The 26,177-nt window shown below is 48.7% G+C and carries 25 protein-coding genes and 1 pseudogene; 8 read left to right on the top strand and 18 right to left on the bottom strand.

From position 1 onward, the window contains the following. Positions 1–37 precede the first annotated feature (37 nt). The gene (locus J7439_RS17960) at positions 38–529 is read right to left on the bottom strand and encodes a DUF2753 family protein (protein WP_209203332.1); all 492 of its coding nucleotides are present in this window, start codon (positions 527–529) and stop codon (positions 38–40) included. A gap of 202 nt (positions 530–731) precedes the next feature. On the opposite strand from J7439_RS17960, the gene J7439_RS17955 reads away from it, so the two are divergent. Then, positions 732–980: a hypothetical protein gene (locus tag J7439_RS17955; protein ID WP_209203331.1), complete on the top strand. Its 249-nt coding sequence runs from the start codon at positions 732–734 to the stop codon at positions 978–980. 47 nt (positions 981–1,027) lie between these two features. On the opposite strand, the pseudogene J7439_RS17950 reads toward J7439_RS17955, so the two are convergent. From J7439_RS17950 to J7439_RS17930, 5 genes and pseudogenes are all read right to left on the bottom strand, one after another. After that, positions 1,028–1,375, bottom strand: a pseudogene (locus J7439_RS17950) (DJ-1/PfpI family protein); the annotation flags it as partial. Positions 1,376–1,546: 171 nt separating this feature from the next. Beyond that, the gene (gene cutA / locus J7439_RS17945) at positions 1,547–1,858 is read right to left on the bottom strand and encodes a divalent-cation tolerance protein CutA (RefSeq protein WP_209203329.1); all 312 of its coding nucleotides are present in this window, start codon (positions 1,856–1,858) and stop codon (positions 1,547–1,549) included. A 132-nt stretch (positions 1,859–1,990) separates the two neighbouring features. After that, a complete protein-coding gene (locus J7439_RS17940; RefSeq protein ID WP_209203328.1) occupies positions 1,991–3,049 on the bottom strand; it encodes a methyltransferase domain-containing protein in 1,059 nt (352 codons plus the stop codon). Between the two features lie 37 nt (positions 3,050–3,086). Continuing rightward, a complete protein-coding gene (locus tag J7439_RS17935; protein WP_209203327.1) occupies positions 3,087–3,932 on the bottom strand; it encodes an MIP/aquaporin family protein in 846 nt (281 codons plus the stop codon). Positions 3,933–4,293: 361 nt separating this feature from the next. After that, the gene (locus J7439_RS17930; RefSeq protein ID WP_209203326.1) at positions 4,294–4,782 is read right to left on the bottom strand and encodes a hypothetical protein; all 489 of its coding nucleotides are present in this window, start codon (positions 4,780–4,782) and stop codon (positions 4,294–4,296) included. A 190-nt stretch (positions 4,783–4,972) separates the two neighbouring features. Here J7439_RS17930 and J7439_RS17925 point away from each other — a divergent pair, with 190 nt between their 5' ends. Both J7439_RS17925 and J7439_RS17920 read left to right on the top strand, forming a co-directional pair. After that, positions 4,973–6,352 (top strand): DEAD/DEAH box helicase, encoded by a 1,380-nt coding sequence (locus J7439_RS17925; RefSeq protein ID WP_209203325.1) that lies wholly within the window; start codon positions 4,973–4,975, stop codon positions 6,350–6,352. A 120-nt stretch (positions 6,353–6,472) separates the two neighbouring features. Then, a complete protein-coding gene (locus tag J7439_RS17920) occupies positions 6,473–7,213 on the top strand; it encodes a GNAT family N-acetyltransferase (protein WP_209203324.1) in 741 nt (246 codons plus the stop codon). An 81-nt stretch (positions 7,214–7,294) separates the two neighbouring features. Here the strand turns inward: J7439_RS17920 and J7439_RS17915 are convergent, their stop codons facing one another. From J7439_RS17915 to J7439_RS17890, 6 genes are all read right to left on the bottom strand, one after another. Beyond that, positions 7,295–8,038 (bottom strand): NYN domain-containing protein, encoded by a 744-nt coding sequence (locus J7439_RS17915; RefSeq protein WP_209203323.1) that lies wholly within the window; start codon positions 8,036–8,038, stop codon positions 7,295–7,297. A gap of 174 nt (positions 8,039–8,212) precedes the next feature. After that, a complete protein-coding gene (locus J7439_RS17910) occupies positions 8,213–10,465 on the bottom strand; it encodes a hypothetical protein (protein WP_209203322.1) in 2,253 nt (750 codons plus the stop codon). Positions 10,466–10,629: 164 nt separating this feature from the next. After that, positions 10,630–11,208: a lysophospholipid acyltransferase family protein gene (locus J7439_RS17905; RefSeq protein ID WP_209203321.1), complete on the bottom strand. Its 579-nt coding sequence runs from the start codon at positions 11,206–11,208 to the stop codon at positions 10,630–10,632. Between the two features lie 110 nt (positions 11,209–11,318). Beyond that, on the bottom strand, positions 11,319–12,356 hold the full coding sequence (gene dapD, locus J7439_RS17900) for a 2,3,4,5-tetrahydropyridine-2,6-dicarboxylate N-succinyltransferase (protein ID WP_209203320.1): 1,038 nt from the start codon (positions 12,354–12,356) through the stop codon (positions 11,319–11,321). 30 nt (positions 12,357–12,386) lie between these two features. Further along, positions 12,387–12,731 (bottom strand): ArsC family reductase, encoded by a 345-nt coding sequence (locus J7439_RS17895; protein ID WP_353620160.1) that lies wholly within the window; start codon positions 12,729–12,731, stop codon positions 12,387–12,389. A 325-nt stretch (positions 12,732–13,056) separates the two neighbouring features. Beyond that, positions 13,057–13,497: a DUF1499 domain-containing protein gene (locus J7439_RS17890; protein ID WP_209203318.1), complete on the bottom strand. Its 441-nt coding sequence runs from the start codon at positions 13,495–13,497 to the stop codon at positions 13,057–13,059. A gap of 281 nt (positions 13,498–13,778) precedes the next feature. Here J7439_RS17890 and J7439_RS17885 point away from each other — a divergent pair, with 281 nt between their 5' ends. Then, positions 13,779–14,747, top strand: coding sequence for a pentapeptide repeat-containing protein (locus J7439_RS17885; RefSeq protein WP_353623081.1), 969 nt, complete (start codon positions 13,779–13,781; stop codon positions 14,745–14,747). A gap of 89 nt (positions 14,748–14,836) precedes the next feature. Here J7439_RS17885 and J7439_RS17880 read toward each other — a convergent pair whose 3' ends face one another. Beyond that, the gene (locus tag J7439_RS17880; protein WP_209203316.1) at positions 14,837–15,337 is read right to left on the bottom strand and encodes an aminoacyl-tRNA deacylase; all 501 of its coding nucleotides are present in this window, start codon (positions 15,335–15,337) and stop codon (positions 14,837–14,839) included. 328 nt (positions 15,338–15,665) lie between these two features. Between J7439_RS17880 and nhaD the strand changes: the two genes are divergently transcribed. Beyond that, positions 15,666–17,030 carry a sodium:proton antiporter NhaD gene (gene nhaD / locus J7439_RS17875; RefSeq protein WP_209203315.1) on the top strand — a complete coding sequence of 455 codons (1,365 nt, stop codon included), beginning with the start codon at positions 15,666–15,668 and terminating at the stop codon, positions 17,028–17,030. 26 nt (positions 17,031–17,056) lie between these two features. Here the strand turns inward: nhaD and J7439_RS17870 are convergent, their stop codons facing one another. The 4 genes from J7439_RS17870 to gatC all read right to left on the bottom strand — a co-directional run bounded on the left by J7439_RS17870 (position 17,057) and on the right by gatC (position 21,284). Then, positions 17,057–17,656: an acyloxyacyl hydrolase gene (locus J7439_RS17870; protein ID WP_209203314.1), complete on the bottom strand. Its 600-nt coding sequence runs from the start codon at positions 17,654–17,656 to the stop codon at positions 17,057–17,059. Positions 17,657–17,930: 274 nt separating this feature from the next. Next, complete coding sequence (gatB, locus tag J7439_RS17865) at positions 17,931–19,391, bottom strand: Asp-tRNA(Asn)/Glu-tRNA(Gln) amidotransferase subunit GatB (RefSeq protein WP_209203313.1); 1,461 nt, start codon at positions 19,389–19,391, stop codon at positions 17,931–17,933. Positions 19,392–19,415: 24 nt separating this feature from the next. Further along, positions 19,416–20,867, bottom strand: a complete 1,452-nt coding sequence (gene gatA, locus J7439_RS17860; RefSeq protein ID WP_209203312.1) for an Asp-tRNA(Asn)/Glu-tRNA(Gln) amidotransferase subunit GatA — start codon at positions 20,865–20,867, stop codon at positions 19,416–19,418. Positions 20,868–20,996: 129 nt separating this feature from the next. After that, on the bottom strand, positions 20,997–21,284 hold the full coding sequence (gene gatC / locus J7439_RS17855) for an Asp-tRNA(Asn)/Glu-tRNA(Gln) amidotransferase subunit GatC (RefSeq protein ID WP_209203311.1): 288 nt from the start codon (positions 21,282–21,284) through the stop codon (positions 20,997–20,999). 527 nt (positions 21,285–21,811) lie between these two features. Between gatC and J7439_RS17850 the strand changes: the two genes are divergently transcribed. The 3 genes from J7439_RS17850 to mreD all read left to right on the top strand — a co-directional run bounded on the left by J7439_RS17850 (position 21,812) and on the right by mreD (position 24,742). Continuing rightward, positions 21,812–22,849 (top strand): rod shape-determining protein, encoded by a 1,038-nt coding sequence (locus J7439_RS17850; protein ID WP_020585121.1) that lies wholly within the window; start codon positions 21,812–21,814, stop codon positions 22,847–22,849. Positions 22,850–23,333: 484 nt separating this feature from the next. Continuing rightward, positions 23,334–24,257 carry a rod shape-determining protein MreC gene (gene mreC, locus J7439_RS17845; RefSeq protein ID WP_286198426.1) on the top strand — a complete coding sequence of 308 codons (924 nt, stop codon included), beginning with the start codon at positions 23,334–23,336 and terminating at the stop codon, positions 24,255–24,257. Next, complete coding sequence (gene mreD / locus J7439_RS17840; RefSeq protein WP_209203309.1) at positions 24,257–24,742, top strand: rod shape-determining protein MreD; 486 nt, start codon at positions 24,257–24,259, stop codon at positions 24,740–24,742. Before mreC ends, mreD begins: the two co-directional genes overlap by 1 nt. A gap of 102 nt (positions 24,743–24,844) precedes the next feature. Here mreD and J7439_RS17835 read toward each other — a convergent pair whose 3' ends face one another. Next, positions 24,845–25,795: a hypothetical protein gene (locus J7439_RS17835; protein ID WP_209203308.1), complete on the bottom strand. Its 951-nt coding sequence runs from the start codon at positions 25,793–25,795 to the stop codon at positions 24,845–24,847. Between the last annotated feature and the right edge of the window lie 382 nt (positions 25,796–26,177).

The raw sequence follows: 26,177 nt of genomic DNA, 5'->3' as shown, positions 1-26,177 counted from the left end.
ACCTGGCCTCAGGCAAAGTGCAAACGCCCCCTCCGGGTCAGTGAATTGTCCTATCCGTTGGGGAAGACTGGTTAACAATATGGTTTTGGTTACTGTGTAAGTATTGTAGATCCGGCCAACTGAGACTTAGCCACTCTTTGGCCTCATCGAGATAATGTTGACAGCACTTACAGATACGATGCTTTTTGGAAAACTCCAGCAGCGGTATCACAGTACACTTCAGAGCCTTGAATAACGGAGGCTGAAATGCCTCAGATAATCCTCCTGACTTTATCAGTGTGATAATCCTCCGGTAAGGGAAAACCAGAAATTCACTGGCCTTCTGGGGGATCTTCTGATTTTCATAAAGGGCTGCCAGATTATGCATGGCAGCAATCCACGCCATCATTAACTGAGGATTATCCAGATCCTTGAACCATTCATGCTCCAGCATCCGGGCAGCGTCCAGATAAGCTGTTTCAGCTGACCGCCATTTGCATTGATGAAAATTAACATTCCCTTGATGAAGCTTCTGTTGCCACTGGTTCACTGTCCGGATCCCGTATTGATTAATTTATTTTAATGAGAATAGTTATCATTTGTATTATAAAAAGTGGCTGATGTAAACTTTTCCCGCAAAATTGTTTGGAGCAACAGGAGGTGATTGTGTCAGACCAGTGGCGAAGAGACTGCTCTGGGAAATCCAGGAGACTGGTTTTTACTTTGATCCCGGCAAGAAATGAGCTGTTTAAATGATGAGCGTTGTAGTCTGCAATCTGATTGAATCAAAATTGAATCAATCTGCCCATGATTTTATCTCGCATTCCATGGATTATAATCAATTCATTGAATATTCGGATCATGATCGAAGCATGGCGGTTTACTTTGCCCAATCGGCAGCGTTATCAATGGCTTTCTTTTCTGCAACGGGTGGCCTGACTGGACTGCTCAACATTGGTAAATCATTGTACGACAGGGCATGCAGTCACTTGGTATCATAGTTACGATGACTGTGTTTATCTTTTCCTGAAAGCGGTACTTGATACTGTCAGGCCTTTTGCCAGTCGAAATCCATTTGTCTGGCGGTCTTTTCTGCCAGCACCTCACTGTGTAAGCGACTGACAATATGCAGGCTCATATCAATACCCGCAGAAATACCCGCTGACGTGATAACAGAGCCTTCATCCACCCAACGGACGTTGCTGATAACGTTGAGATCAGGGAACTGTGTTTGCAAATCCGGAATATCTTCCCAGTGAGTGGTGATATTCTGCTGGTTGCTCAGTAAACCGGCTGCTGCCATCAGGAAAGCGCCGGTACAAACCGAAGCGTTCAGTCTGGTCTGTTGTCCCTGAGAATAAATCCATTGTAAAACACCGGGCTTATCCATTTCTGCAATGCCTTGATTTCATCCAGTCCATCGAGGATTTACTGACCAATATCTCGTTTATTCATCGTTTATAGCCTCCGCTATCTTTTTCAGGATATGACCAGCAATACTTTCACGCTCCGACTTGCGGTATAAGGACAAAAATCTTTTTTCCTGAAGAATCCTATCTGACCGTCTTTACTGGCCGTTGACCACCGTTTCTTCCCTTACCCAATCAAGGTACTCTGGCAGGCCGTTTTCTATGGATATCTGAATCACCTGTGGCACATCATAGCTGTGTTCAGCTTTCAGGTATTGCTCCAGTGCCTGATAACGCTCACAGGTGGTTTTAATACGAAGCAGTACTTCCGGGTCGGATTGAACTCCACCATCCCATCGATAATGGCTGTGGATTGGACTGCTCTGAACGCAGGCAGCCAGGCGCTTTTCAATGATGGCCCTGGCATGGGTGTCGGCTTCCTGTTGATTGGGGCAGGTGGTCAGTACCATGCAAAAACCGCTGGATGGTTTTATGGGCATTTGGCAACCGGTTAACAATATAGCTAATAGCGGAAAGAAAGCGTTGTAACTCACTGGCCTGGTAATCTATCAGGTTCATGGATCAATGGATAGGGCTGACCCTCAACCGCAACCGCCAGTTGTGCAGTCAGCCCCATCATCACTCACTGCCGGGAGACAGTTGAAAGGGCCATAATGGGTCTTCCGGTTGCCATGCACGGTAAAATGGCTGCCATAGCGGGTATCCTGCACCATGGCTGCGGTATTGCCACAGACCAGCATCGGTTTGCCATTGATAAAGCGGTGATGGTCGTCCAGTTGGAAAAAGTGAGGGTGTTCCGGCAGGGTACCGTTGTAAATGGCCACCTGACCATAGTCTTCACAGATATCTTCAAGGTTATCCAGTTTGAACACCCGAACGGTCAGGGATTGAAAATCGATATTGCCAATTTTCTCCTCGATTTGCTGGTTGGCAATGGTGATCGGGCTGGCAGAAAGCAACCGGTAGTCCGGGTAACCCAGCCCGGTTAACAGACGACGGAAGTCTTCAATATAAAGAGCACCACTAAGGCATTCCCCCATCAGCACCGGGTCGTCTTTTAACGAGGCCGGTATTCGCTGACCGGCAAACACGTCACTGAAAAGCAGTTCGCCACCGGGTTTCAGTACCCGGAAAATCTCCCTGAATACCTCTTTCTTGTGGGGCGAAAGGTTTATCACGCAGTTGGAAATCACCACATCCATGGAATTGTCTTCTATCCCCGGGGTTTGCAGATCTTCAATATAACCCTGTCTGAAGTCGATATTCGGTTGCTGAAAGCCAAACTTCTCCATCATCGAGGGAATATGCCCGGTGGCCACCATTAATTGTTCATCGGTCATATCGATACCGATAACCTGGCCCTGTTCTCCTGCCAGGCTGGCAAGAATATAACTGTCTCTGCCGGTACCGCAGCCAAGATCCAGTACCCGGCATCCTTCCAGGGCCGATGGGATCGGCGATCCGCAGCCATAAAAACGGTCCGTAATGGCCGGGTCGATCTGCTTAAGGATATCCCGGACACGGGCTGGCATGGTGCCAGGATCGGAACAGCAGGCATTGGTTTTAAGATCCGTGGTGCCGCCAAGAACGCGGCCGTAGTACTCCTTCAGGACCTGATGATTACTGGAGTGGTTATGCATTGTTCTCGCCTTGGTTAATGTACATGAATCAGGGGAGCTATTTGTCCGGGGATGTTGTTCTGTCAATTTTGCCAGGTTCTTCCGCTGTCGTGTTTTTCATCAGCGGCTCAACAATACCCATAAAACATAAAGCGGCTATAACTCCCCCGGTAATCGGACCCGCAACATATACGGTCAAAAAACCATAATGCTTATCGGGAAACGCTGCACTTGCCCAGCCGAACAGAGAGGCCAGCAGTCGGGGTGATAAATCTCTGGCCGGGTTGAGTCCTGCCTGGGTCAGTGGCGCAATAATCGAGATAATGGCGGTGACGGTTAAACCGATAAACAGGGGGGCGAGGGCCTGGTCCGGTCGCCCGGTGTTGCAGCCTTCGGTCAGGACGAGAATCATAAAGACCAGGGCAAAGGTACCGGTACATTCGGCAAAAAATGCATTGACAGTGGACACGGAGGCAACCTGCCCGGCCATGGGGTTGGGATAATACTCGCCAAACATCATGGCACTGGCTATGGATGACTCGGTACCACGGACAATGTTATGGGTCAGTTCATACTGCATGATTGAGCTGGAGAAGAGCAGGTACAGCAGGGCGGCTGCCACAAATGCACCGGCAAACTGGGCAACCAGATAGCAGGGCAGTAATGTCATGGACATCCGGCGACTGACTACCATGGCAATGCTCACAGCCGGATTAAGGTGAGCACAGGAGAGACGACGAGTAGCGTATATGGCCAGGGTGACTGCCAGCCCCCAGACCATGGCCACCTGAAACAGTCCTGCATGGGCAGAAAATAGCACCGTCACGGCCACTGAACCACAGCCAAACAAGACGAGGATAAACGTACCTATAAACTCTCCGGCAAAGCCCTTTAGATAATTCATGGGTATAAGTTAAATCGTTCAACGTTCGTTTAATCGTCTTACATATCTTGCAAAACCGTACCTTGCAAAACCATATTTTGCTGACTTCTTGAGCATGGATCGGAACACGCTTCTCATAAACTGTCCAGATTATCCGACAAGGTTATTACCAACCACAGGCGGAGCATCACTTCCATTTTCTCTGAAATCTCCTCAAGGAAGTTGACCGTCCTCGTCTCTCTCGTTTGGTTACAGCAACTAAAAACTAGCTGTTTTTTTCTATACTGCAAACAAATGTCAGTACTGGAACTGAGACTGCAGAAGATCAATATTAACAATCGAAGTACCGGTCAATCGCTTTAATGATTGGGAAACCATCAGTCTAAGGGCTGTAAGGTGGTGGCGATTCTATAGGAGTGTATGCTGGTGGCGGTCCTGGATAGTTTTGCAACGTAGCCGGGTAATTGTCTGTTTCTACTTCACTGGGTATTTCTGTCGGTTCAGGATCATGGCTGATAACCCGGGATAACTCTGCTGATGGGGGCTCGGTTGCTGTGTGCCGACGCTGACGACAACGATACACCTCCGAGGCGGCACCACCAACAGCCAAACCAGCATAACTACCTACGGTCAAAGATACACAAATACCAGCGAGGCTTGAGGAAATGATCAAACCCGGCACAACAAAAGACAGGCCTGCAGTTAGACCTACAGACAGACTCAAAGCTGTAATTTTTGACATTGAAACCGTTCGTCCAAAAACTTGATGCTTGCAAAATATCTGTTCTGAATTACCCATCTGCTCATTGGCTGCCGCCGCCTGAGGCTGGAGCATTGGCACAGATGTAGCTAATGATCTTGTTGGTTGCATGAAATTATCCTGAATAGCTTGTATCCTTATCAATCTGACTCTGAATACAGAAAAAAGTTCTTTATTCCCAGGTTCCTCTCCTTCGAAAAGTTCCCGCGTAATCCACAGAATGATTCATGTGGTAACAGAACAGCGGTAAACTGACGAAATATCAATCATTTTAGTTGTATGGCCCTTAATGAGACATTCCATGACCTTTGCCAACCTCGGGCTTTCCCTTCCGATCCTGCAAGCCATTACCGAACAGGGCTATAAACAGCCTTCTCCTATTCAGGCAGAAGCCATACCGGCGGTTCTGGCAGGACAGGATGTTATGGCGGCGGCTCAGACAGGCACAGGTAAAACAGCCGGTTTTACGTTGCCGATACTGGAGCTGCTCAGTCGCGGCGAGCGGGCAAGGCCCAACCAGGTTCGTGCGCTGGTTCTGACGCCGACCCGAGAGCTGGCAGCCCAGGTGGCAGAGAGTGTTGCCACCTATGGTCGGCATTTGCCAATACGTTCCTCAGTGGTTTTTGGCGGGGTCAAAATCAACCCGCAAATGATGAATCTGAGACGTGGTGCGGATATCCTTGTTGCCACACCCGGGCGACTTCTGGATCTTTACAACCAGAATGCGGTGAAGTTCAAACATCTGGAAGTGCTGGTTCTGGATGAAGCAGACCGGATGCTGGATATGGGGTTTATTCACGATATTCGTCGTATTCTGGCGCTGTTGCCCCAGGGAAGACAGAATCTGATGTTTTCGGCAACGTTTTCCGATGAAATACGACAGCTGGCAAAAACCATTGTTCACCATCCCGTAGAGATTGACGTTTCTCCGCGCAATACAACGGCCAGAACGGTCAGGCAGTGTGTGTATCCGGTGGATAAAAGTAAAAAACCGGCACTGCTGACCCGGTTGATTAAAGAGCATAACTGGCAACAGGTGCTGGTTTTTACCCGGACCAAGCACGGTGCCAACCGCTTAACCCGTCATCTGGAAGGTAAAGGAATTCTGGCAGCGGCGATTCATGGCAATAAGAGCCAGGGAGCCCGTACCAGGGCCCTTGCTGATTTCAAAAATAATGACATTACGGCCCTGGTGGCAACGGATATCGCTGCCCGAGGGCTGGATATTGACCAGTTGCCACAGGTGGTGAACTTCGACCTGCCCAATGTGCCGGAAGATTATGTGCATCGTATCGGGCGAACAGGGCGCGCGGGGGCTGATGGTCATGCGGTTTCACTGGTCTGTGCCGATGAGAGCAAGCAGCTTCGGGACATAGAACGGTTGATCAATCAGCAGTTACCCAGAGAGATGATCTCCGGGTTTGAGCCGGTTAATGAGGTGCCGGTGACTCAGTTGTCCGGTAAGCCACCGAAACCTAAAAAGCCCAAAAAGCCGAAGTCTACTCGCAGGCCCGGGCAGGAGAGTGGCAGCAACGGCAAGGTACCTAAGCAGCAGGCAGGGCAGAGTAATGAGAGGAGAAAGTCCGGGGGAATGGGGTCAGGGCGTGTGTTTACCGAAAACCACCGCAGGCCGGGAAGGCGTAAAGTGACCAACCCAAAAAGCACTTCTGCTTCTGTATAAATATGACCTCATTCTCCCTGAGCTGAGGTCGTCAGGCTATGCCGGGGAACTATGCTATCTCTTTTAAGTCTAAAAAGGTGATGGATCACTAAATGCTTAATTATATGGAGAAATTAAATTATGAACAGCAGTATTACATTCCCATCAGGCAATCCTTACCGTGGCTCTATTGAGCTCAGTATTGACCCGGCTTCTTACGATGACCCGGGAAAGGAGAAACAGGGCCTGGTTGTCCACATTTATACCGATGATTTGCATCTTCGTTCTGTTGAGATTTCAGATCTTAATGATTCAATTGGGCTTTATAAATGTGCTGAGAATATGAAAAACTACGGTGCTGGCCAACCTTGGGAAGACAGCATCTCTGAAAGGCTAGTGCAGAGATGGAGTGATGATTGGAAAAAGGGTAATCCTTTCAGTGGGTTTTCGATTTTCAAGCGTAATGTCAGTGGGGTGCAGGATTCTGAGCCATTTATTGGGCACATATGCTTCAAATCAGGAGAGAACAATAAGGCTTATGGCGGCAACACAGAAGCTGGATCCTCTGAGATGACTTTTATGATTGATCACAAATACTGGAAAAAAGGCTACGGTAAACAGGCGGCTGCTGCAATGGTGAATGGTGTTGCTCCGGAATATCAAAAGCAGGGCTTTAAAGTCACCTGTGCGTTGCCAGATAATACCCAGGAATCTCTGCCTCTGGAGTGGCTGACGGCGACAGCCTCCCCAGAAAATAGGGGTTCAGTCAAGATACTCACCGGTTTGGGATTTGAGTTTGAAGGTATCTTGGAGAAACAATTTGTGAAGGGGAAATCCATAAAAAACTTTTATGCTAAACCCCTATCGAAGCCCGTTCGATGATGGATAGCAAAGCGCCCCCTTTGGGTAACCAGGAGGCCTTGGCCGATTCTGATGAACAGCCTCCTGGACTGCACATCACGCTTAATGGCCACCATTCTGGATATGGTTCCCACGTCGCTTATCACGAACACTCATCTGATTATTATCCATAACCTGAGTTTCAAACAGGTCTACAGCCCTGATCAGATCGCCCAGTTTTTTATAACCGTAATTTCGTGGGTCAAAGGAAGCCTGGTTAGCGATAACTGCGCCGATTCTTCCAAGGTACGCCCAGCCATCATCGTCCTGCTCTGTATCGATGGCATTGCGGATCAGGTTCATCAGTTTGGTATCGGCTTTCAATTCATGGCCGCTTTTTTTATCGTTTGCAGCGACTTTTTCCGGATCATCACCGGGCTCATCTAGGTAGAGAAAGCGGGAGCAGGCATTAACGAAAGGGGATGGGGCTTTTCGTTCACCAAAGCCGTACACCACTTTACCTGCTGATAGCAGTCGCATGATCAGTGGCGTAAAGTCACTGTCAGAAGAGACAATGCAAAAGGCGTCCATGTTCCTGGTGTAAAGCGTATCCATGGCATCAATGGTCATGGCCATATCGGTGGCGTTCTTGCCTTTGGTTAAATCAAACTGCTGGATTGGCTGGATCGCGTATTCGTGGAGTTGTTCCTCCCACCCTTTGATGGTGTGGCTCTTCCAGTTGCCGTAGGCCCTTCGGATACTGACGACACCATACTTGGCCATTTCAGAGAGGATCTTCTCAATTTTTCTGGCGGGGGCATTGTCCGCATCAATAAAGAGGGCGATCTTCTGGTTAGACTCTGCCATTGGCACTTCCTGCTACTTATAATTCTTTGTTTATGTGTCAACAGTGTCCTCTGATTTGATAAAATTTGCAAAAATGCGCCGCTGTAATGATGATGAAAGGGGTTGTTAGCAGTGCAGAAGAGCGCTAACCCCCATTTCTTGCGCTGTGTGGGAGGCAGGTAGGGACGACTCTGTTTAACTGACCCGTTGACGAACTGCTGGTAACAGGCTCTCAGGGGTATTTGCTATACAGGTGCGCCATTCCTCTATGGTATTTACAAGACGTTGGTAAAGTTCTTGCTGTTTTTTAGTTTTTAAATATGCGCTGAAGTCTTCAAGTGAAGACAGCACTATAGCTGTTTTTGCCAGTGCTTCCTGAATCTTTTCCAGTTGATTTTCAGCGCTGTTGATATCTTCTGTTGTGTGATGGCTTGATTTAAGCAGTTCTTGTTGTCGGTTTTCAAAAGCATGGATGATTTGTGGGAAACAGTGTTGAACTTCCCGGACTTTTTGTATTACCGGATTTAGCATTTCTCTGGCATCGTCCGGACACCAGACGTTTGAATTATGCCGGTATAAACGTATGATCATTTTAATTTCTTTAATTAATTCCGGCACTCTCTCTTTTAATTTTATGGTAGCTTCCGGGTTTGTATTACCCTCTATTGCAAAGAACTTTGTCAAAAAAGGCATAGGAAGTTTCAAAACTGTGGATAAGGGTTGCCAGGTAGGGGCGTATCCAAAGTCTTCAGCATGGCCTCGGAGTCTTTCAGGTTCGATTATAGGTTTCAATGATAGCTCTTTGGATTTTTCTATCATGGTAATGAAGGCATTTTGAGCTTCAGAGAAGTCTGGCTTTCTTTCAGCAGTGCTCATGTGGGTGGGTGGTTTATCTGTATATGGTGGTTTATTGGGTTTCGGGATATACGCTTCGCCAGGTCTGTCATTAGTTCTATCTTCTTTAGGTGTGATTGATACTGATTTTTTAATTGTGTCAAACCTGTAGAGTGATTTGTTTATTCCAAAGTGTTGACGGCACGCATCATATAGTCTGCTGAGTTCATCCTGGGCGGCTATTACTTCTGCACGCTCTCTGTGATAGCTGGCTTCAACACTCTCTCCGAGAGGGGCAGACGTTGGATTCGGAATTAATTCTTTCTCTCTCTCCTTAAGTACTGATTTGATAATTTTTTCAAATGCCGGGATGCCTGTTTCTTTTAATAAGTTTTCCTTATCTATTCTGGAAAGTTTATTGGCTGTAGAGGACGATGGTAATGTGCTTTTTTTCTTTTTCTTTTTCTTTCTCTTTTTGGGCAAAATGGCCAGTTGATCATCAACAATTTCCTGGTAGTTTGGATAAGACCTGCGTTTTCTTAATGAACGGTCTGTGGTTTGGTGGATAGGCTTGTTGCCTTCTTCTTCAACAAAATTGCAGGTTGAGGCATCAGGGCTGTCTTCGACAATCCCATTTAACGTTTGCCCCGCAGCTTCACCGGTTTCTGATTGCTGCATGCTCTCCTGCTCTTCAGTGCAAGGGCTTTGATTATCCCAGAAATAAAGCTTGTAGGCAGGATTGGTCTTTGCTTGTCTGTTGGCAATTGTATCTGCATAATCAAAACGTGCAGCGATGGCATCAATATGAAACCTGGTTAAACCTGTTGGAAAGCAGGGGGTACCAACAGCTGGATTGTGTAAGGCTGCTTTTAATTTTCGAAGTTTGCAAATAAAGCGGAAAAGTCCGGGATCTAATTTACTGACAATAAGGTCGGTCAGTTGATTTCTTTTAGCATTTTTGGATGAATGTCGGAAATTCCAGTAAGCCAGCATTGCTTTTGACGCTGGAATTTCAGGGTCTATTTCAGTTTTTTTCATCCATTCAGGGCAGAAATCACCTGATTGATGCTGTGCATTACAGTTTTTATCATCTTGATCAAAAAAGAGTATGTCTTCAGCGGCGGGCAGCCAGCTTCCGGTGTCATAATATTCTTCCAGATGATTTAGTTCTCTTCCGATATCACTGAGTAAATTTAATTTACCCTCTGTCAATAACTGATTTATTTTTTCCTCTACCTTTGTTTTGTGTTTATCAGAAAAGCCATTTTCAGTCATAATAAGATCTATTTTTTTCAATAAGATGATTAGTCTGTTATAAAAGATTCCATGACCATTAAGTATCTTTGCGAGATTGTTATTGAGGGTGCAATACCTTTGAATTGAGTTTAATTCAACTTTAAGTGCTTCTGGTAAGTTAGTTAAAAACTCCTCTACGGAAAACTTACTGGTACTTTGGGTATTTTCTATAATTTTGAACGAAGCGATACGTTTTCTAGCATGCCGTTGTTTAGCGGTTGGTAAAAATTTTTTTTCTTCTTTTTTTATCTCGAATAGACTTTTGTCAGAGGTTGCGTGTTTCGTTACAGTCGATGTTGATAGTGCTGGAATGGTCATGATTTAATTAAGTGGTTATCCGGTTTTTTTATATGGGTTTTATAGGGGTTAGATGCTCTTACTATTAAATAGTTCCATGGTTCTATAAAATTACGGAAAGTTATTCATCTAAAGATGATAGCTACATGCTGTCTGGTTTCAGTATGCAGCTAGGAATAGATGGCCTAAGCAAACTTTTCCGGGTTCTTACCCGTCATAGGTTGATAAAATTCCTGGATTTTTTTCAAGTCTGAGGCATAGTCCCCTGTAGTAAAGAACATAGGGCCAAAACCGCCAACCTTCTTTTTATAATCCAGGAAGCTCAGCGCAATGGGGACTTCAGCACCGTGGGCGACGTGGTAAAAACCACTTTTCCATTGACGAACCTTGTTGCGTGTGCCTTCAGGAGGAATGGCAACGGCCAGGTCCGTGGAGTTGTGGAAGGTGTCGACCATTTGCTGAACCAGACCATTGGCTTTGCTGCGGTCAACCGGAATTCCCCCAAGCCATGTCATGATGCCGCCAAAGGGCCCCTTGAACAGAGAGTTTTTCCCCATCCAGTAGATATTAATGCGAAAGCAGAAGGCACAGGCAATGATCAGAATAAAGTCCCAGTTACTGGTATGGGGTGCCGCGATAATAACGTACTTCCGGGCATTTGGGCGTTGGCCTTCCAGCTTCCAGCCGAATAGCTTCAGACCAAGGTGGGATAAGAAGCGAAAACAGCTGTTAACGATGGGTGTATCAAAAATCGTATGACGCATTATTATTTAAACCTGATCTTAATAAATAGCCCCAGTATTATGCACCGGGGCTATAAGTATGCGCTACCCTTTCTTCACCGCGTTATTTTCAATACACAATCATTGCGGGCTTAATTGTGGGAGTGCAGCTCATCATTCAGCTCAATGGCTGATTTGTTGGTGAGGCATTCCAGGGCTCCGGTCAGGGAGTTTCTGCGGAACAGCAGATCGGACTTGCCTGAGAGGTCTCCTGCTTTCACGACTTCAACGACCTTTTTCTGATCATCAAGCACCTGAACCTTACTGGCTGCCGTCAGGTAAAGGCCTGCTTCGATAATGCAGCGGTCACCCAAAGGAATGCCCAGGCCGGCATTGGCACCGATCAGACAGTTTTCACCGACACAGATCACAATGTTATTGCCGCCGGACAGGGTACCCATGGTGCTGCAGCCACCCCCAAGATCAGAGCCCTCACCCACCATGACACCGGCAGAAACACGACCTTCAATCATGCTCTTGCCTTCGGTACCGGCGTTGAAGTTGATAAAGCCTTCATGCATTACGGTGGTGCCTTCACCCACATAAGCACCCAGACGAACCCGGGCAGTGTGGGCAATACGGACACCGGCAGGGACAACGTAGTCGGTCATTTTCGGGAATTTATCCACGGAGTTGACACTCAGAACCCGGCCTTCTGCCCGGGCCGCCAGCTGACGGGCTGGCAGTTCTTCCAGGTCGATTGCGCCTTCACTGGTCCAGGCAACATTTGGCAGAAGTGGGAAAATGCCCTGAAGGTTGGTGCCGTGTGGCTTGACCAGACGATGTGACAGCAGGTGCAGCTTGAGATAAGCCTCGGGGGTGCTGGTGGGTGCTTCATCGGTTGCCAGAATAGTGATCACACGGGGTTGTACACTTTCTTCCAGGCTGCGGGTGATGGCAGCCAGTTCAGTTTGTTCGATATCGACAAACAGGTCTTCCAATGCGTGCAGGGTTTTGCTGTCAAGCTCAATAAACGTATTGCCACCGTGGTAACCAACCAGTTTGGCAATACTCTCCAGCAGTTCCGGTGCTGGATTGAGAATAGGTTTTGGGTAGAATACTTCCAGCCACTGGTCGTTCCGGTTTTTGCTGCCGACACCAATGGCCAGACTGAAGTGCGGTTTGCTCATTCTCATTCCTTCAATTAATCAGAACGTCTGTTATGCCAGCAAGTTGCGGTATTGTTCTTCGGAAAAGCCCAGCAACTTCTGGCTGCCCGTATCCAGTAACGGGCGCTTGATCATGGCGGGTTGCTCCAGCATCAGGGTAATTGCCCGCTCTGCATTAATGGCTGCTTTTGCTTCTTCCGGAAGCTGCCGCCAGGTGGTTCCCCGGCGGTTTAACAGGGCCTCCCAGCCCAGTTCACTGGCCCACTGTTCGAGCATTTCTTTCCTCAGGCCGTCTTTCCTGTAGTCATGAAAGTGATATTCAATACCAGCACCTTCGAGCCAGCGGCGTGCTTTCTTTATGGTGTCGCAGTTTGGTATGCCGTATAGGGTGACCACCGTGCCTCCTGTTGTGAGATTCCATAAGCTATGCGTTGTACAAACTGAGGTTGAGACGCTCAGTAATGGCTGTAAAAAACGAGCAAAGCTTACACTCTTCTGGAGGTGTTTGCCTAGGAGGCCTCTTAGGGTAGACATTAAGCGCCTACTCCTCTCTTCGGCAAGTTAAAGATGGAACCACGAAGGACACGAAGAGCACGAAGGAAAAGAATGGCTCTTCTTTGTGCTCTTCGTGTCCTTCGTGGTTCCATCCGAAACCCCAATGAAAATGGAGGGATAAGCTTAATGTCCAACCTAAGAGGAGGCCTGTAAACGGATTCGGGTCCTATTTTGACTCTGCATCCGCGCTGGTTTTATCACCAAGCGCTGCTCTTAACTTTTCGATACGACGACGATTAGTACCGAAATCGTAATAGCCGACGCGAGAGGATGAGCGCACATCAACCGTGCCGTTCGGACGAATAATCAGTATCAGGTCGTCCTTGAACTTCAGCCACGGGGTGGTGAACACCGTAATAATGATCTGGTCATTACTGCTGAGAATCTCTGCATTGGGCCAGTTCTGTAAAGTGGCTAACAGTTTTTTCTTGATCCCCTGGGTATCAGACTGATCAAAGGAAAGGGGGGCAATATTCTGTTTGCCAGAAGCGAGGCTGCTGACGCAGTTCGGGCTTTCAGGGCAGGTAAGTTCCGGGACGTCAGCGTGCAGCCAATGGCTGGAAAATAATAACAGTAAAGGCAGGATGTAATGCGCAGATTTATTCATTGTTCTTGGTTCCTTCTTGCAGGTGTTGGTGAAATATATGACTCCACGTTTTTTCACTCATAGACCCCGGTTTACCGTGGGCGGAGAGTACAAACAGAATTTTCATGGAGGGTCCCACATTGATCAGAGAAGCGTTCAGTGTGTTGAAAAGTTTGCTGTCTGTAAAGTCACCGGCGATGTAAATACCATAATCAGCGGGCCGATATAGTCAGCACAGCAGGGAAGATGATGGTTTTCAGCAGAAACTGTCGTCGCAATACAGGGACCGGGGTTTGAATCAGGTGCAGAAGACCGAGCATCAGTGCTCTTTTTTCGGACAATATGGTCGTTGCAAAGATGTGGCGGAGTCAGGCAGCCAGCTTTGCTTCTGGCATGATCCTGATGTGGATAAAACCGGAGATGAGGTAAAAGCGAGGCTGGAAAAGAGGGCAGAAACCGGGCTGCCCATGGAAGGCTTTATTCTCCGCAGGGCTAATCTGGACAACGTTAACCTGGTGAACCACGGTGGCGGTAAGCCATATCAACTGGTTAACTGCGACTTGAGCAGGGCCAGCCTCTGTAATGGGCATTTTTATCGTGTGGATTTATCGGGTTCCCGACTGTTAAAAGCAAATCTTTCCAGTGCCAATCTGCATAGGGCAAATCTTGAAGGCTGTAATCTGCTGGGTGTGAATCTGAACAACAGTCTGCTGGATCATGTGAAGTGGGGGGATAAGCTTTATCAGGAACAGGAAGCTGCCGCCAACCCTGAAAATGCCATGGCGTTATTTGAAGAAGCGGAAGAGTCTGCCAGAAATATTCGCCGACACTGTGAAAACCTCGGCATGATGAGGGAGGCCGGTCATTTTTATTATCGGGAAAGGGTCTTCCATCGGTTGCAGATGCCAAAATGCTCGCGGCAACGGGTGCTTTCCTACCTGGTTGACAGAATCAGTGGCTATGGTGAATCACCGCTGCGAGTGGTGCTTTTTTCCGTGGCTTTGATTGTGTTCTGCTCTTTCCTTTATCTGTTCACCGGGGTTCAGGGTGGTGATACGGTTATCCGGTTCAGCCAGAATCAGGATCTGTTCCAGAACCTCCGGTATTGGCTTGATTGTCTTTATTTCAGCGTGGTGACGTTTACCACCCTTGGCTACGGTGACTTGACCCCGCTGGGGCTGTCCCGGATTGTTGCTGCCTGTGAAGCATTCACCGGCAGCTTTTCCCTGGCGCTTTTTGTTGTTTTGTTTGTGAAGAAGATGATTCGCTAAAAGAGATTGCCACGGAGTCACAGAGACTCGGAGAAAAACAAAAAGCTTTTCCTCTGTGGCAAAAAAGGAAATTATTCAGGCCCAATTCCTTAGTTGTCCGTTGCATAAGCCTCCGCTTCATCAGGATCACAGCTGATGGCAGCATGAGGCTGGCCTTGCAGCAACTGCTTAAACTGTTCCCTCTGAATATGCACCAGTTCCCGATGATTACCTCCCTGCAGGTAAAGATCCTGAACGGCGTTGAGTTCATCATCCCAGCAGGTTTTCATGCCATAGGCTATGCCCATTGCCGGTACTGCCCCCATCTCACAGTCCGGGAACAGCTCCTCAAGACTTTGTTCGCTGACCAGGTGAAGATGGCGATTCAGTTTTGTATTTATCCAGCGCAGCATTAATTTGTTCATGGAGGGAACAATGGCCATTACGTAGCCTTCCTCATCCTGAAGAACGATGGCTTTAGCCATATGTTTAACGGGAACGCAGGCGACATGGGCAGTGTTGAGTGCACGGTCTGAATAAGGGTGACTGACCACTTCATAATCGACCTGGTTGTGAGCTAAAAAAGCCTGAAGTTTTGGAGCGATTGACATCAGACACTCTCTCAAAAATCATTCTCGAAAATATTGAACAGCTGTTCTATAAAGTCTATACGCAAACCTGTTGAAATATTGTTCAATATAAAGCAGTTTTTAAGCTAAAAAAGTATTAATAGCTTTTTTTTCATATCGCTATTTGCTTTCGTACCGACTTGTCTGTTTATCCCGCCATTGCGTCATGCTGCTTTTATTTGATGCTTTTTTGCACTCTGCTCTCGGTATAGGTATCCTTCGCCATCTTTAAATTTACCAATTTAGCACTGGCTTCAGATTGAGCCTGTGGGACGAAGTTATGACGACAATAATGAAAAGACGCCTGTCAATGGGAGCGCTAGCCTGCCTGCCGACCACTGCTCTGGCTGGCGATAATGTGCTGGGGGTAACATCCAGCCCGTTAGCCTGGGCCTGCATTGCCATTTTTGTAATTGCCTACTGCCTGGTGATGGCCGAAGAGCAGCTTCATCTGCGTAAGTCTAAGCCGGTGATTATGGCAGCGGGAATCATCTGGGCACTGATTGCTTTTATTGCTACACAGAAGGGCGTTTCCCACGAAGAACTCAAACAGGCCGTGATGCATGATCTGGAAGAGTATGCGGCGATGTTCCTCTTTCTGCTGGTCGCCATGACCTACATTAATGCCATGGAAGACCGGCAGGTGTTTGCCACGTTACGCAGCTGGCTGATCAGCAAGGGCTTTAATTACCGAAGTCTTTTCTGGATAACCGGCGTTATGGCGTTCTTTATTTCCCCGGTGGCCGACAATCTTACCACCGCGCTGTTAATGGGCGCGGTGATCATGGCCGTAGGTGAAGGCAAACCGACGTTTATTACCCTGGCTATGATCAATGTGGTGGTTGCTGCCAATGCCGGTGGTGCTTTCAGCCCCTTTGGCGATATTACCACGCTGATGGTGTGGCAGGCAGGTAAGGTTGAGTTCTTTACCTTTTTCAGCCTCTTTATACCGTCGGTGGTTAATTATCTGGTACCGGCCATCATCATGAGCTTTTTCATTGAGAAAGGGCGTCCGGTCGGTGTGCGAGTGGATAGCACCATTCGCCGTGGAGGTATTACCATCTGCCTGCTTTTTCTGGTGACCATCTTCCTGGCGGTCAGTTTTGAGAAAGTGCTGGGTCTGCCGCCATTTATGGGGATGATGACCGGTCTCGCCCTGTTGATGCTCTATACCTATGTCATGCAAATTCAGGGGCTGACCAGTAACCGCCGATTGACGGCACGTCCCCGGTCCAAAGAGGATAAAATCGATATCTTCCAGGAAGTGGCCCATGCCGAATGGGATACACTGCTGTTCTTCTTTGGTGTCATCTTCTCGGTGGGTGGCCTGCGCTATCTCGGTTATCTCGACCTTGCCTCACAAACCATGTATGCCGATCTTGGGGCAACGTGGACTAATATCATCGCCGGTATAATCTCTGCCATTGTCGATAACATTCCGGTGATGTTTGCTATCCTCGGAATGGACCCTGAAATGAACGCCTTCCAGTGGTTATTGATAACTCTGACCGCAGGTGTGGGTGGCAGCCTGTTATCCATCGGCTCCGCTGCTGGCGTTGCCTTGATGGGGACATCAAAAGGTGGCTACACCTTTATGACCCATCTCCGCTGGAGTTGGGCCATTGCCCTGGGGTATGCGGCCAGTATCTGGGCTCACTTCCTGGTTAATAGCTGATCCAGGTAGTAAAAACTGACTGTCAGTTAAAAGCGGTAGGCCAGCTGAAGGGTTTGGAAATCCAGCCCTTCATTGTCGTCTTTCAGATCGGCATTTGAATAGTGCATCCAGCCATAGCTGACTTCAAATGGATTACCCTCGCCCAGTGTCAGGCCAACCATGGCCCGGGTTTCAAACTGCCAGCGCCTGCCCATATTGATTCCGGAAAAGTCCTGTTGCTCAATATCTTTCTCACTCTGATAGCTAACGCCCACGCCAAGATCAAGAAACGGTGAGGTTTGACCTATTAACAGACCATTGCCTGTGAAGCGAAAAACAGGGCTAAAGCTGATCTGTTTGACACTGTCAGCTCCCACTCGATAGCTGTTTCTCATTGGGTTTAAAGTGCTTTTCCAGTTGCCCAGAGCCAGTTCTGCATAACTCTGTAACAGCAGTGATTCTGATGTCCACAGTGAGTCTGAAAGGTTCCAGGCAAGAGCCAGGCGATATTGATTGATATCAGCCTGTCGATCATCAAAGGGTGCTATAAACTGACCAAAAGCCAGCGTTATTTTATCGGGCTGCCAGTCAGCATGGGTGACCGTGGGCATCAGGGCAATAACAGCAAGAGAAAATGCCTGTTTCATAACGAAGTCCTTTCTGGCTGTGTTGGCTTAAAATCAAGCAATACAGTCCGAATAGTTGTTTTTATTCTTTATCAATATATTTTATGCGGTTTTATATGCCTACTGTTTTTTATAAAATGTTTGTCATCTGTCGTATTCAGGTTAACAGGTGGGCAATCACAGACGGAAGTGAGAGGGGCTGTTTTGATGGACGTTGTCTTGTTAATTAATCACGCTTTTCAGGGGTGACATTAGCGACTACTTCTGGTGCTAATGTCACCCCTGAGAGCTTCGGTCAGCCGTCCAGTTTCTGTTTCAGAATCTGGTTAACCAGGCCGGGGTTGGCCTTGCCTTTGGACGCTTTCATGCACTGACCCACAAAGAAGCCGATCATTTTTCCGCGCTTGTCTTCCTCAGCCGCACGATAATTCTCAACCTGCCGGGCATTGTTGGCCAGAACGTCATCGATCATGGCTTCAATGGCACCGGTATCGGTCACCTGCTTGAGGCCTTTTTTCTCGATGACTGCATCGGCCGTGTTGCACTCACCCTGCCAGAGTGCTTCAAAGACCTCTTTGGCGATTTTACCGGAGATGGTGTTGTCTTTGATGCGCTTGATCAGGCCGCCGAGCATTTCGGCAGTCACCGGACTTGCGCTGATGGCAATGCTGTTCTGATTCAGGGATCTGGACAGTTCTCCCATAATCCAGTTGGCAGACAGTTTGGCATCATCACTGGCACGGACGGTGGCTTCAAAGTAGTTCGCCGTCCCCTGGTCAGCGGAAAGTATGTCGGCATCGTAATCGCTCAGGCCAAAATCAGCGATAAAACGTGCTTTTTTGGCATCTGGCATTTCAGGCATTTCAGCCTTCAGTTTTTCAAGACGACTGTCGTCAATAATAACCGGCAGCAGGTCAGGGCAGGGGAAGTAACGGTAATCGTTCGCTTCTTCTTTGCTGCGCATGGAGCGGGCTTCGCCGGTATCACCGTTATAGAGACGGGTCTCCTGGATAACGGTTCCGCCATCTTCAATCAGGTCGATCTGGCGTTCTACCTCTTTGAAGATGGCAGCCTCCATAAACTTGAAGGAGTTCAGGTTTTTGGTTTCTGTGCGGGTACCGAACTCTTTTTGTCCTTTAGGGCGAACGGAGACGTTAACATCAAACCGCATGGACCCCTGGGACATATCGCCATCGCAGATGCCCAGCGTGGTGACAATGGAGTGCAGCTTTTTGGCAAAGGCAACGGCTTCCTCTGCATTGCGGATATCAGGTTCTGTGACAATCTCAATCAGAGGAGTGCCAGCACGGTTCAGGTCAATCCCTGACATGCCATGCTCTCCATTAAAAGAACCTTCGTGAAGACTTTTGCCCGCATCTTCCTCCAGGTGAGCGTGGTGGATGCGAATGCTTTTGGTGGAGCCATCCGCCAATGTGATATCCACATGACCAGCGCCCACTATTGGCTTCTCCAGCTGGGTGGTCTGGTAGCCTTTTGGCAGATCCGGGTAGAAGTAGTTTTTACGCTCGAAAACATTCACCCTGTTGATTTCGGCATCGATGCCCAGGCCAAACTTAATGGCCATATTGATGGCTTCTTCGTTCACCACGGGAAGGATGCCGGGCAGACCAAGGTCTACCGCGCAGGCCTGGGTGTTGGGTGCAGCACCAAAAGCGGTGGATGCACCCGAGAATATTTTGGTTTTGGTGGCGAGCTGGACGTGAATCTCCAGTCCGATAACGGTTTCCCATTGCATATTACTGTGTCCTGTACCTGTGTCCTAAACCAATGCCGGAGATTTCTGGTGCCAGTCGGTCGCCTGTTGGAAGCGGTGGCCAATATTCAACAGGCGGGCTTCATCAAAGTGCTGACCAATGATTTGCAGGCCGACAGGGCGCTGGTTTGCCATGCCAGCGGGAACGGATAATCCGGGCAGGCCTGCCAGGTTAACCGACAGTGTATAGATATCCGAGAGGTACATGGCGACCGGATCATTGCTCATGGAGCCAATGTCAAAGGCGGATGTCGGGGCGTTAGGACCCATGATGACATCACACTCTTTAAAGGCGTTGAGGAAGTCGTCACGGATCAGGCGACGGATTTGCTGAGCCTTGCGGTAATAGGCGTCGTAGTAACCAGCCGAGAGGGCATAGGTACCCACAATAATACGACGTTTGACTTCTTCACCAAACCCTTCGCTGCGGCTGCGAATGTAGAGATCCATCAAGTCTTTTGGGTCTTCGCAGCGATGTCCGAAACGCACGCCGTCAAAGCGTGACAGGTTGGAAGAGGCTTCTGCCGGGGCAATCACGTAGTAGGCAGGAATGCACAGCCTGGCATTGGGCAGGCTGATCTCCTTGACGTTTGCACCGAGCTTTTCATATTCGGCAATGGCATTGCGGATCTGCTGTTCCACTTCACTGTCCAGTCCGGCCGCGAAGTACTCTTTTGGCAACCCAATGGTCAGACCTTCCAGGGCGTCATTCAGTGTTGCTGTGTAGTCCGGTACGTCATGGTCAAGACAGGTGGAGTCGCGGTTATCGAAGCCCGCCATGGTGTTCAGCATAATGGCGGCATCTTCAGCGGAGCGGGTCATCGGGCCAGCCTGGTCAAGGCTTGATGCGTAGGCCACCATACCCCAGCGGGAAACCCGGCCATAGGTTGGTTTCAGTCCGGTAATGCCGCAGTGTGAGGCTGGCTGGCGAATGGAGCCACCGGTATCCGTGCCGGTAGCGCCAGCCGCCAGCAGGGCTGCTACAGCTGCCGCAGAACCGCCGGAGGAGCCGCCGGGGATTGCGGATTTATCCCAGGGGTTTTTGACCGGGCCATAATGGCTGTTTTCATTGGAAGAGCCCATGGCAAACTCATCCATATTGGTTTTGCCCAGCATAACGGCACCCGCATCCCTGAATTTGCCGGTGACGGTGGACTCATAAGGGGCAATAAAGTTGTCCAGCATTTTTGAACCGCAGGAGGTTTTCACGCCTTGTGTGCAGAACAGGTCTTTATGGGCAACGGGAATGCCGGTCATGGCGTGGGCATCGCCTGCTGCACGGCGTTGGTCGGCTGCTGCCGCCTGTTCCAGGGCTAACGTTTCAGTCACCGTAATAAAGCTGTTGATGTCACCATCGAACTGCCTGATTCGGTCAAGGTAGGTTTGTGTCAACTCGACACTGGATATTTCGCCACTGGCTAATGCCCGGCTCTGTTCTGCAATGGTTTTATCGTACATGGGATTCGGTCGGTTGGAAGACGTATGGTATAGAAGAGGCTCAGCTTCTACCGGACTCAGAGCAGTTATTATGAAAATAATGCCTTTTCGGCGTTTCTACCACGATCACTGCTGCAATATTTTCTGACGTCACTCAATAACACGGGGAACCAGAAAGAGGCCTTCTTCAACGGCAGGTGCGCAGCCCTGTAATTGCTCTCGCTGGTTTTCTTCGGTGACCTGGTCAGGGCGCAGGCGCTGAATGGCATCCAGAGGATGTGCCAGGGGTTCCACGCCCTGTGTATCAACGGCCTGCATGCTATCGACCAGTTCCAGTATGCTGCTGATGGTGGCAGCGGTTACTTCCACTGCATCGTCGTCAATGGACAGACGTGCAAGCTTTGCAACCTTTTTAACTCCAGAGGCGTCGATGGCCATTGGTAAGGGTTCTCCATAAATGAATAACAATCAAACAAATAAGAAGCTAATGTATGGGCTGCCCACCTATTTCTCAAGGATTTATCGGGTGATCTATGGGATGATTACCGGAAACATCTCTGCAGGAATGGTAAATGGGGGGGCGATTGGTGTAAAAATAGAGTATTGCAGTTTAACAAAACACACGGACAGTCACCCGGTTTTTCGGTAAATCCCACTATAAGTAGTTGGCCAAATGGAATCGTATATTTCTGGCTAAGTGGGCAGTTACTATGCAAGGCGCAACGCAGGGAGCATAGCAGTAGCTATGTGACCGGAGTTGCAACGCCGCAGAGTGATTGACAACTTAGTCAGAAATATATGATTTCATTTGGTTAACTACTTAAGAAGCCGCTGTTTGAATGCTTTTACTGAGATAAATGATTCAGGCACAGTTGCCACAGAGCACAATTGCTGCTTGCCCTCCGGATGCAGCATTGTTAGAGTTTCTGGAATTACCCAAGCCTTGAATCAAGGTACACCATAACATGCTGAAAAGGTTACGTGGCCTGTTTTCCAGCGATCTCTCGATTGATCTTGGAACAGCCAACACACTGGTCTATGTCCGCGAAAAGGGCATAGTGTTAAATGAACCCTCTGTGGTTGCTATCCGCAATCTCGGTACTCAAAAAAGCGTAGTGGCTGTTGGTGCCGATGCCAAGCGGATGCTGGGGCGAACCCCCGGCAATATTACCGCTATTCGTCCAATGAAGGATGGCGTGATCGCGGACTTTGATGTCTGCGAGCGTATGCTCCAGCACTTTATTAACAAAGTGCATGAGAACAGTTTTATTCAGCCGAGCCCTCGTGTGCTGGTCTGTGTGCCCTGCAAATCAACCAAAGTTGAAAAGCGGGCGATCCGTGAATCGGTACTGGGCGCGGGTGCCCGGGAAGTGTATTTGATCGAAGAGCCCATGGCGGCCGCTATCGGTGCCGGACTTCCGGTTGAAGAAGCCAGTGGCTCCATGGTTGTGGATATCGGTGGTGGTACTACGGAGATTGCCATTATCTCCCTTAGCGGTGTTGTCTACTCTGAATCTGTGCGCATTGGCGGTGACCGTTTTGATGACGCGATCGTGACGTATGTCCGCCGCAACTACGGCAGCCTGATTGGTGATGCTACTGCTGAGCGTATCAAGCAGGAAATTGCCATCGCCTACCCAAGTGATGAACTGCTGGAAATTGATGTGCGCGGGCGTAACCTGGCGGAAGGTATTCCCAGAAGCTTTACCCTGAACAGCGGTGAGATTCTGGAAGCGCTTCAGGAGTCGCTGACGGCGATTGTTCAGGCGGTCAAAAGTGCCCTGGAACAATCTCCGCCAGAACTGGCTTCTGATATTGCCGAGCGTGGCCTGGTTCTGACCGGTGGTGGCGCATTGCTGCGGGATCTGGATAAACTGATCAGTGAAGAAACCGGCCTGCCGGTTCTGGTCGCTGAAGATCCGCTCACCTGTGTGGCCCGTGGCGGCGGCAGGGCAATCGAGATGATGGATAAGCACCGTATGGATCTGTTATCCACGGATTAACTGCTCTGTTAATCAAGCACCTGTTTTGGAAAATGATCAGCAATATTTCTTCCCGAGGTATTGCTGATTTGCTATTTTGGTCTGCCATCAGGCAAAGTTAGCAGTTCTCTTCAGGTGATCAGTGTTTTTTCTGTAATCGCGGTTTTTCCGGGAAGTGTTGTTGGACTCATCACCTTTAATAGCTGATCACTGGAAATTGTCAGCCAGACATGGGTGTCGATCGGACGGTGCTTCAGGTTTTTGATATGGCATTCTCAAGGCAGTTAACCCGGATATTTCATAAACTGCCCCGAATCTCGCGCACGACCACATGGATGTGGGAGATAGGGCGACGCAGGATGCTAAAGCCGAGGACTTTGTCGCTCTAAGGGATTTTGTGAGGGAGCGCCGTACCGGGGAGTACGGTCGACTGAACAAAACTCCCTAAGAGCGGCAAAGGACAAGCGAGAACGGGAGTATGTTTATGAAATATCCGGGTTAAGTTCTGAGGCCTGGTAAGGAGCAGGTTATTAAACCGATTTTCAGTCAACGCCAGTCATTGGTCACGCGCTTTGTTTTGCTGATCATCCTGTCATTGGCGATTTTGTATTTTGATCATAGCTATCGAGCCCTGTCACAGGTTCGTCAGTGGCTGACTGTTGCTGCTACGCCTGTCCTGTTTCTTGCCGATCTGCCCGGGCGTATCTGGGGAACCGCTTCACAGGTGGTCATGTCGCACAACGACTTGCTTCAGGAAAACGCCCGTCTCAAAGCACGAAACCTGATTCTTGAGCAGAAGGTTCAGAAGCTTGCCTCATTAACAGCCCAGAATATCCGCCTGCGGGAGTTGCTGAACTCTTCTGAACTGGTGGATGAGCAAGTATTGGTTGCCGAGGTGGTTGGCGTTGACCCTGATCCTTTCCGGCACCGGGTGATCATTAATAAGGGAGCCATTGATAAGGTCTACGAAGGGCAGGCCATTCTTGATGCTCATGGTGTAATGGGCCAGGTCATTGAAGTCAGCCCTGTCAGCAGTCGGGTGTTGATGCTGACCGATGTGGCGGCCCGCATTCCTGTGCAAAATCACCGAACCAAATATCGTGCTATTGCTACGGGGACCGGTCGTACGGATCGCCTTGAATTGCAGCATATTCCTGTTACTGAAGATTTTCAGGAGGGCGATCTGCTGACCAGTTCGGGGCTGGGGGGCACTTATCCTGAGGGATACCCGGTGGGGATGGTTACCCGGGTTATCCATGATTCCGGCGATGCCTTTGCCTCTATTGAAGTTAAGCCGCTTGCTGAAGTGAATAGAAGCCGGGTTGTGCTTCTGGTTTTTCGGGAAGTCTCCGGCCTGATTGAGCCGATCAATGCTGCCCAGACAGATGAGACAAAGGCGGAGAAGAAAACAGATGAGGTGCGGCGATAATGGTTCAGCAGGCTAATGCCCACTGGGTGGTGTGGATGACCCTGCTGGTGGCGGCAATGTTCAGTATTATGCCATTACCTGAATGGTTATCACTGGTTCGCCCGGCATGGGTTCCGCTGGTGGTTATCTACTGGGTTCTGGCATTGCCGGAGCGGTTTGGTTTGTTGTTTGCCTTTATTACTGGTTTACTGCTGGATGTGTTTCATGGCAGTCTGTTTGGGCTGAACTCCCTGGGTATGATCATGGTCGCTTTTATTGTGCTCAGTCTGCATCGACGGCTCAGGTTATTTCCTGTCTGGCAACAGGCCTTCATGGTGTTCCTGATGGTGGGTTTTTATCAGCTGCTGCTACTCTGGGTTCGCAGTGCAGCAGGGGATACGATTCCCTCTGTCTGGTATTTGCTGCCTTCATTATCCAGCGCGCTTATCTGGCCCTGGGTTATGTCCGGGCTGCGTTTTTTGAGGCGCTATTTCCGCGTGGTTTAGTTCCCGGTGTGAATGGGATTTGCCACTGGTACATGTTTCAATGTTATTGGAGGCTCCTTCATTGGCCTCCTGGAAACCTGCACTACCTTTTTACAGGTAGCTTCATTTGCGAAGGTATCTTTCAGCAAGTCTGTCAACAAGACTTTCCCAATCTTCTGGCAACTGGTGTGCATTGGCATCAAATTGAATAAGAACCACTTCCTTGATATGTGCCTTCAGTATTGTTTTCTCGTCTGCCGCTGTCAGCTTATTTTTAACGGGAAGACGGTCATAGTGAAAAAACCTGCTTGAGAAATCAATTGGAAATGCACGAACCTCATAATCAGCAGGACCTCCTGAGTGGAATTTAGCGCCTTTTCCCACGAGAATTATATTGAAGGCATCACCCGGGTTGTAAACTCCATTATCAATGAGGTTTCTAATATCCTTAACCAATGGAGTTAAAGTCGCATCCCAGTCTTCAGGTTTAAGCGGCTTCTGGCCTTCTGATAACACTTTCTTACCGTTCAGGTGATTGAAAATCTCAAGACCGGTTTTGCTGAGCAATTCAAAAGTATTTTGTTTTGCGTATTCGCTAAATGATGGCGCGATATGGGTTGCTATTGAGTATTTGGTACCCTGAAATTCCCAACGAATAACAGCAGGTTTGATGTCAAGGGTTGGAATACCTGATTTTTTCAGGTAACTGTGCATCATTAACTCATCATAGAATTGGTGAGGGGCCGCATTCATTGCCAGTGCCTGGCCATCGCCAGTATCATAGAATGTCTTTGATGCACCAGCTCCCAGACTTTTCTTGAGTTTTACTGTCTTAACACCATCCTGAGTAATCAACTCAATGGGGATATCACCATCTCTTGCCTTCTCCAATTGACTGTAGGCTGCTTTTGGAATCTCTTCAGGATGATGTGAAACGTTAACTGCCAGAAAACGATTGTATCTTTCCATCGCATCTCTGACATTGCCATCATCGATGTATCTTTGCCATTGTACTTTGGCTCCGGGAATAACTTGAAGGTTTGAAGTCAGCGTTTTTGAACCACCCTCTGCCATTCGATTATGAGCTGTACTTTTAAACCTGCTCTTTGGTATTGGGCGTTGAGCTGGAGTTTTTGGCCTGTACTTTGGTATCGGGTTTTGAGCCGTAGTTTGTGACCCGCTCTTTGGTGTCGGGTTTTGAGCCGTAGTTTGTGACCCGCTCTTTGGTGTCGGGTTTTGAGCTGTAGTTTGTGGCCTGCTCTTTGTTGTCGGGTTTTGAGCTGTAGTTTGTGGCCTGCTCTTTGTTGTCGGGTTTTGAGCTGTAGTTTGTGGCCTGCTCTTTGTTGTCGGGTTTTGAGCTGTAGTTTGTGGCCTGCTCTTTGGTGTCGGATTTTGAGCTGTAGTTTGTGACCCACTCTTTGGTGTCGGGTTTTGAGCTGTAGTTTGTGGCCTGCTC

Origin of the sequence: Salinisphaera sp. G21_0, from assembly GCF_017744115.1 — a bacterium.
In the GTDB taxonomy this organism is placed as follows: domain Bacteria; phylum Pseudomonadota; class Gammaproteobacteria; order Pseudomonadales; family Endozoicomonadaceae; genus Endozoicomonas.
This window is presented reverse-complemented; position numbering and strand designations above follow the sequence as displayed.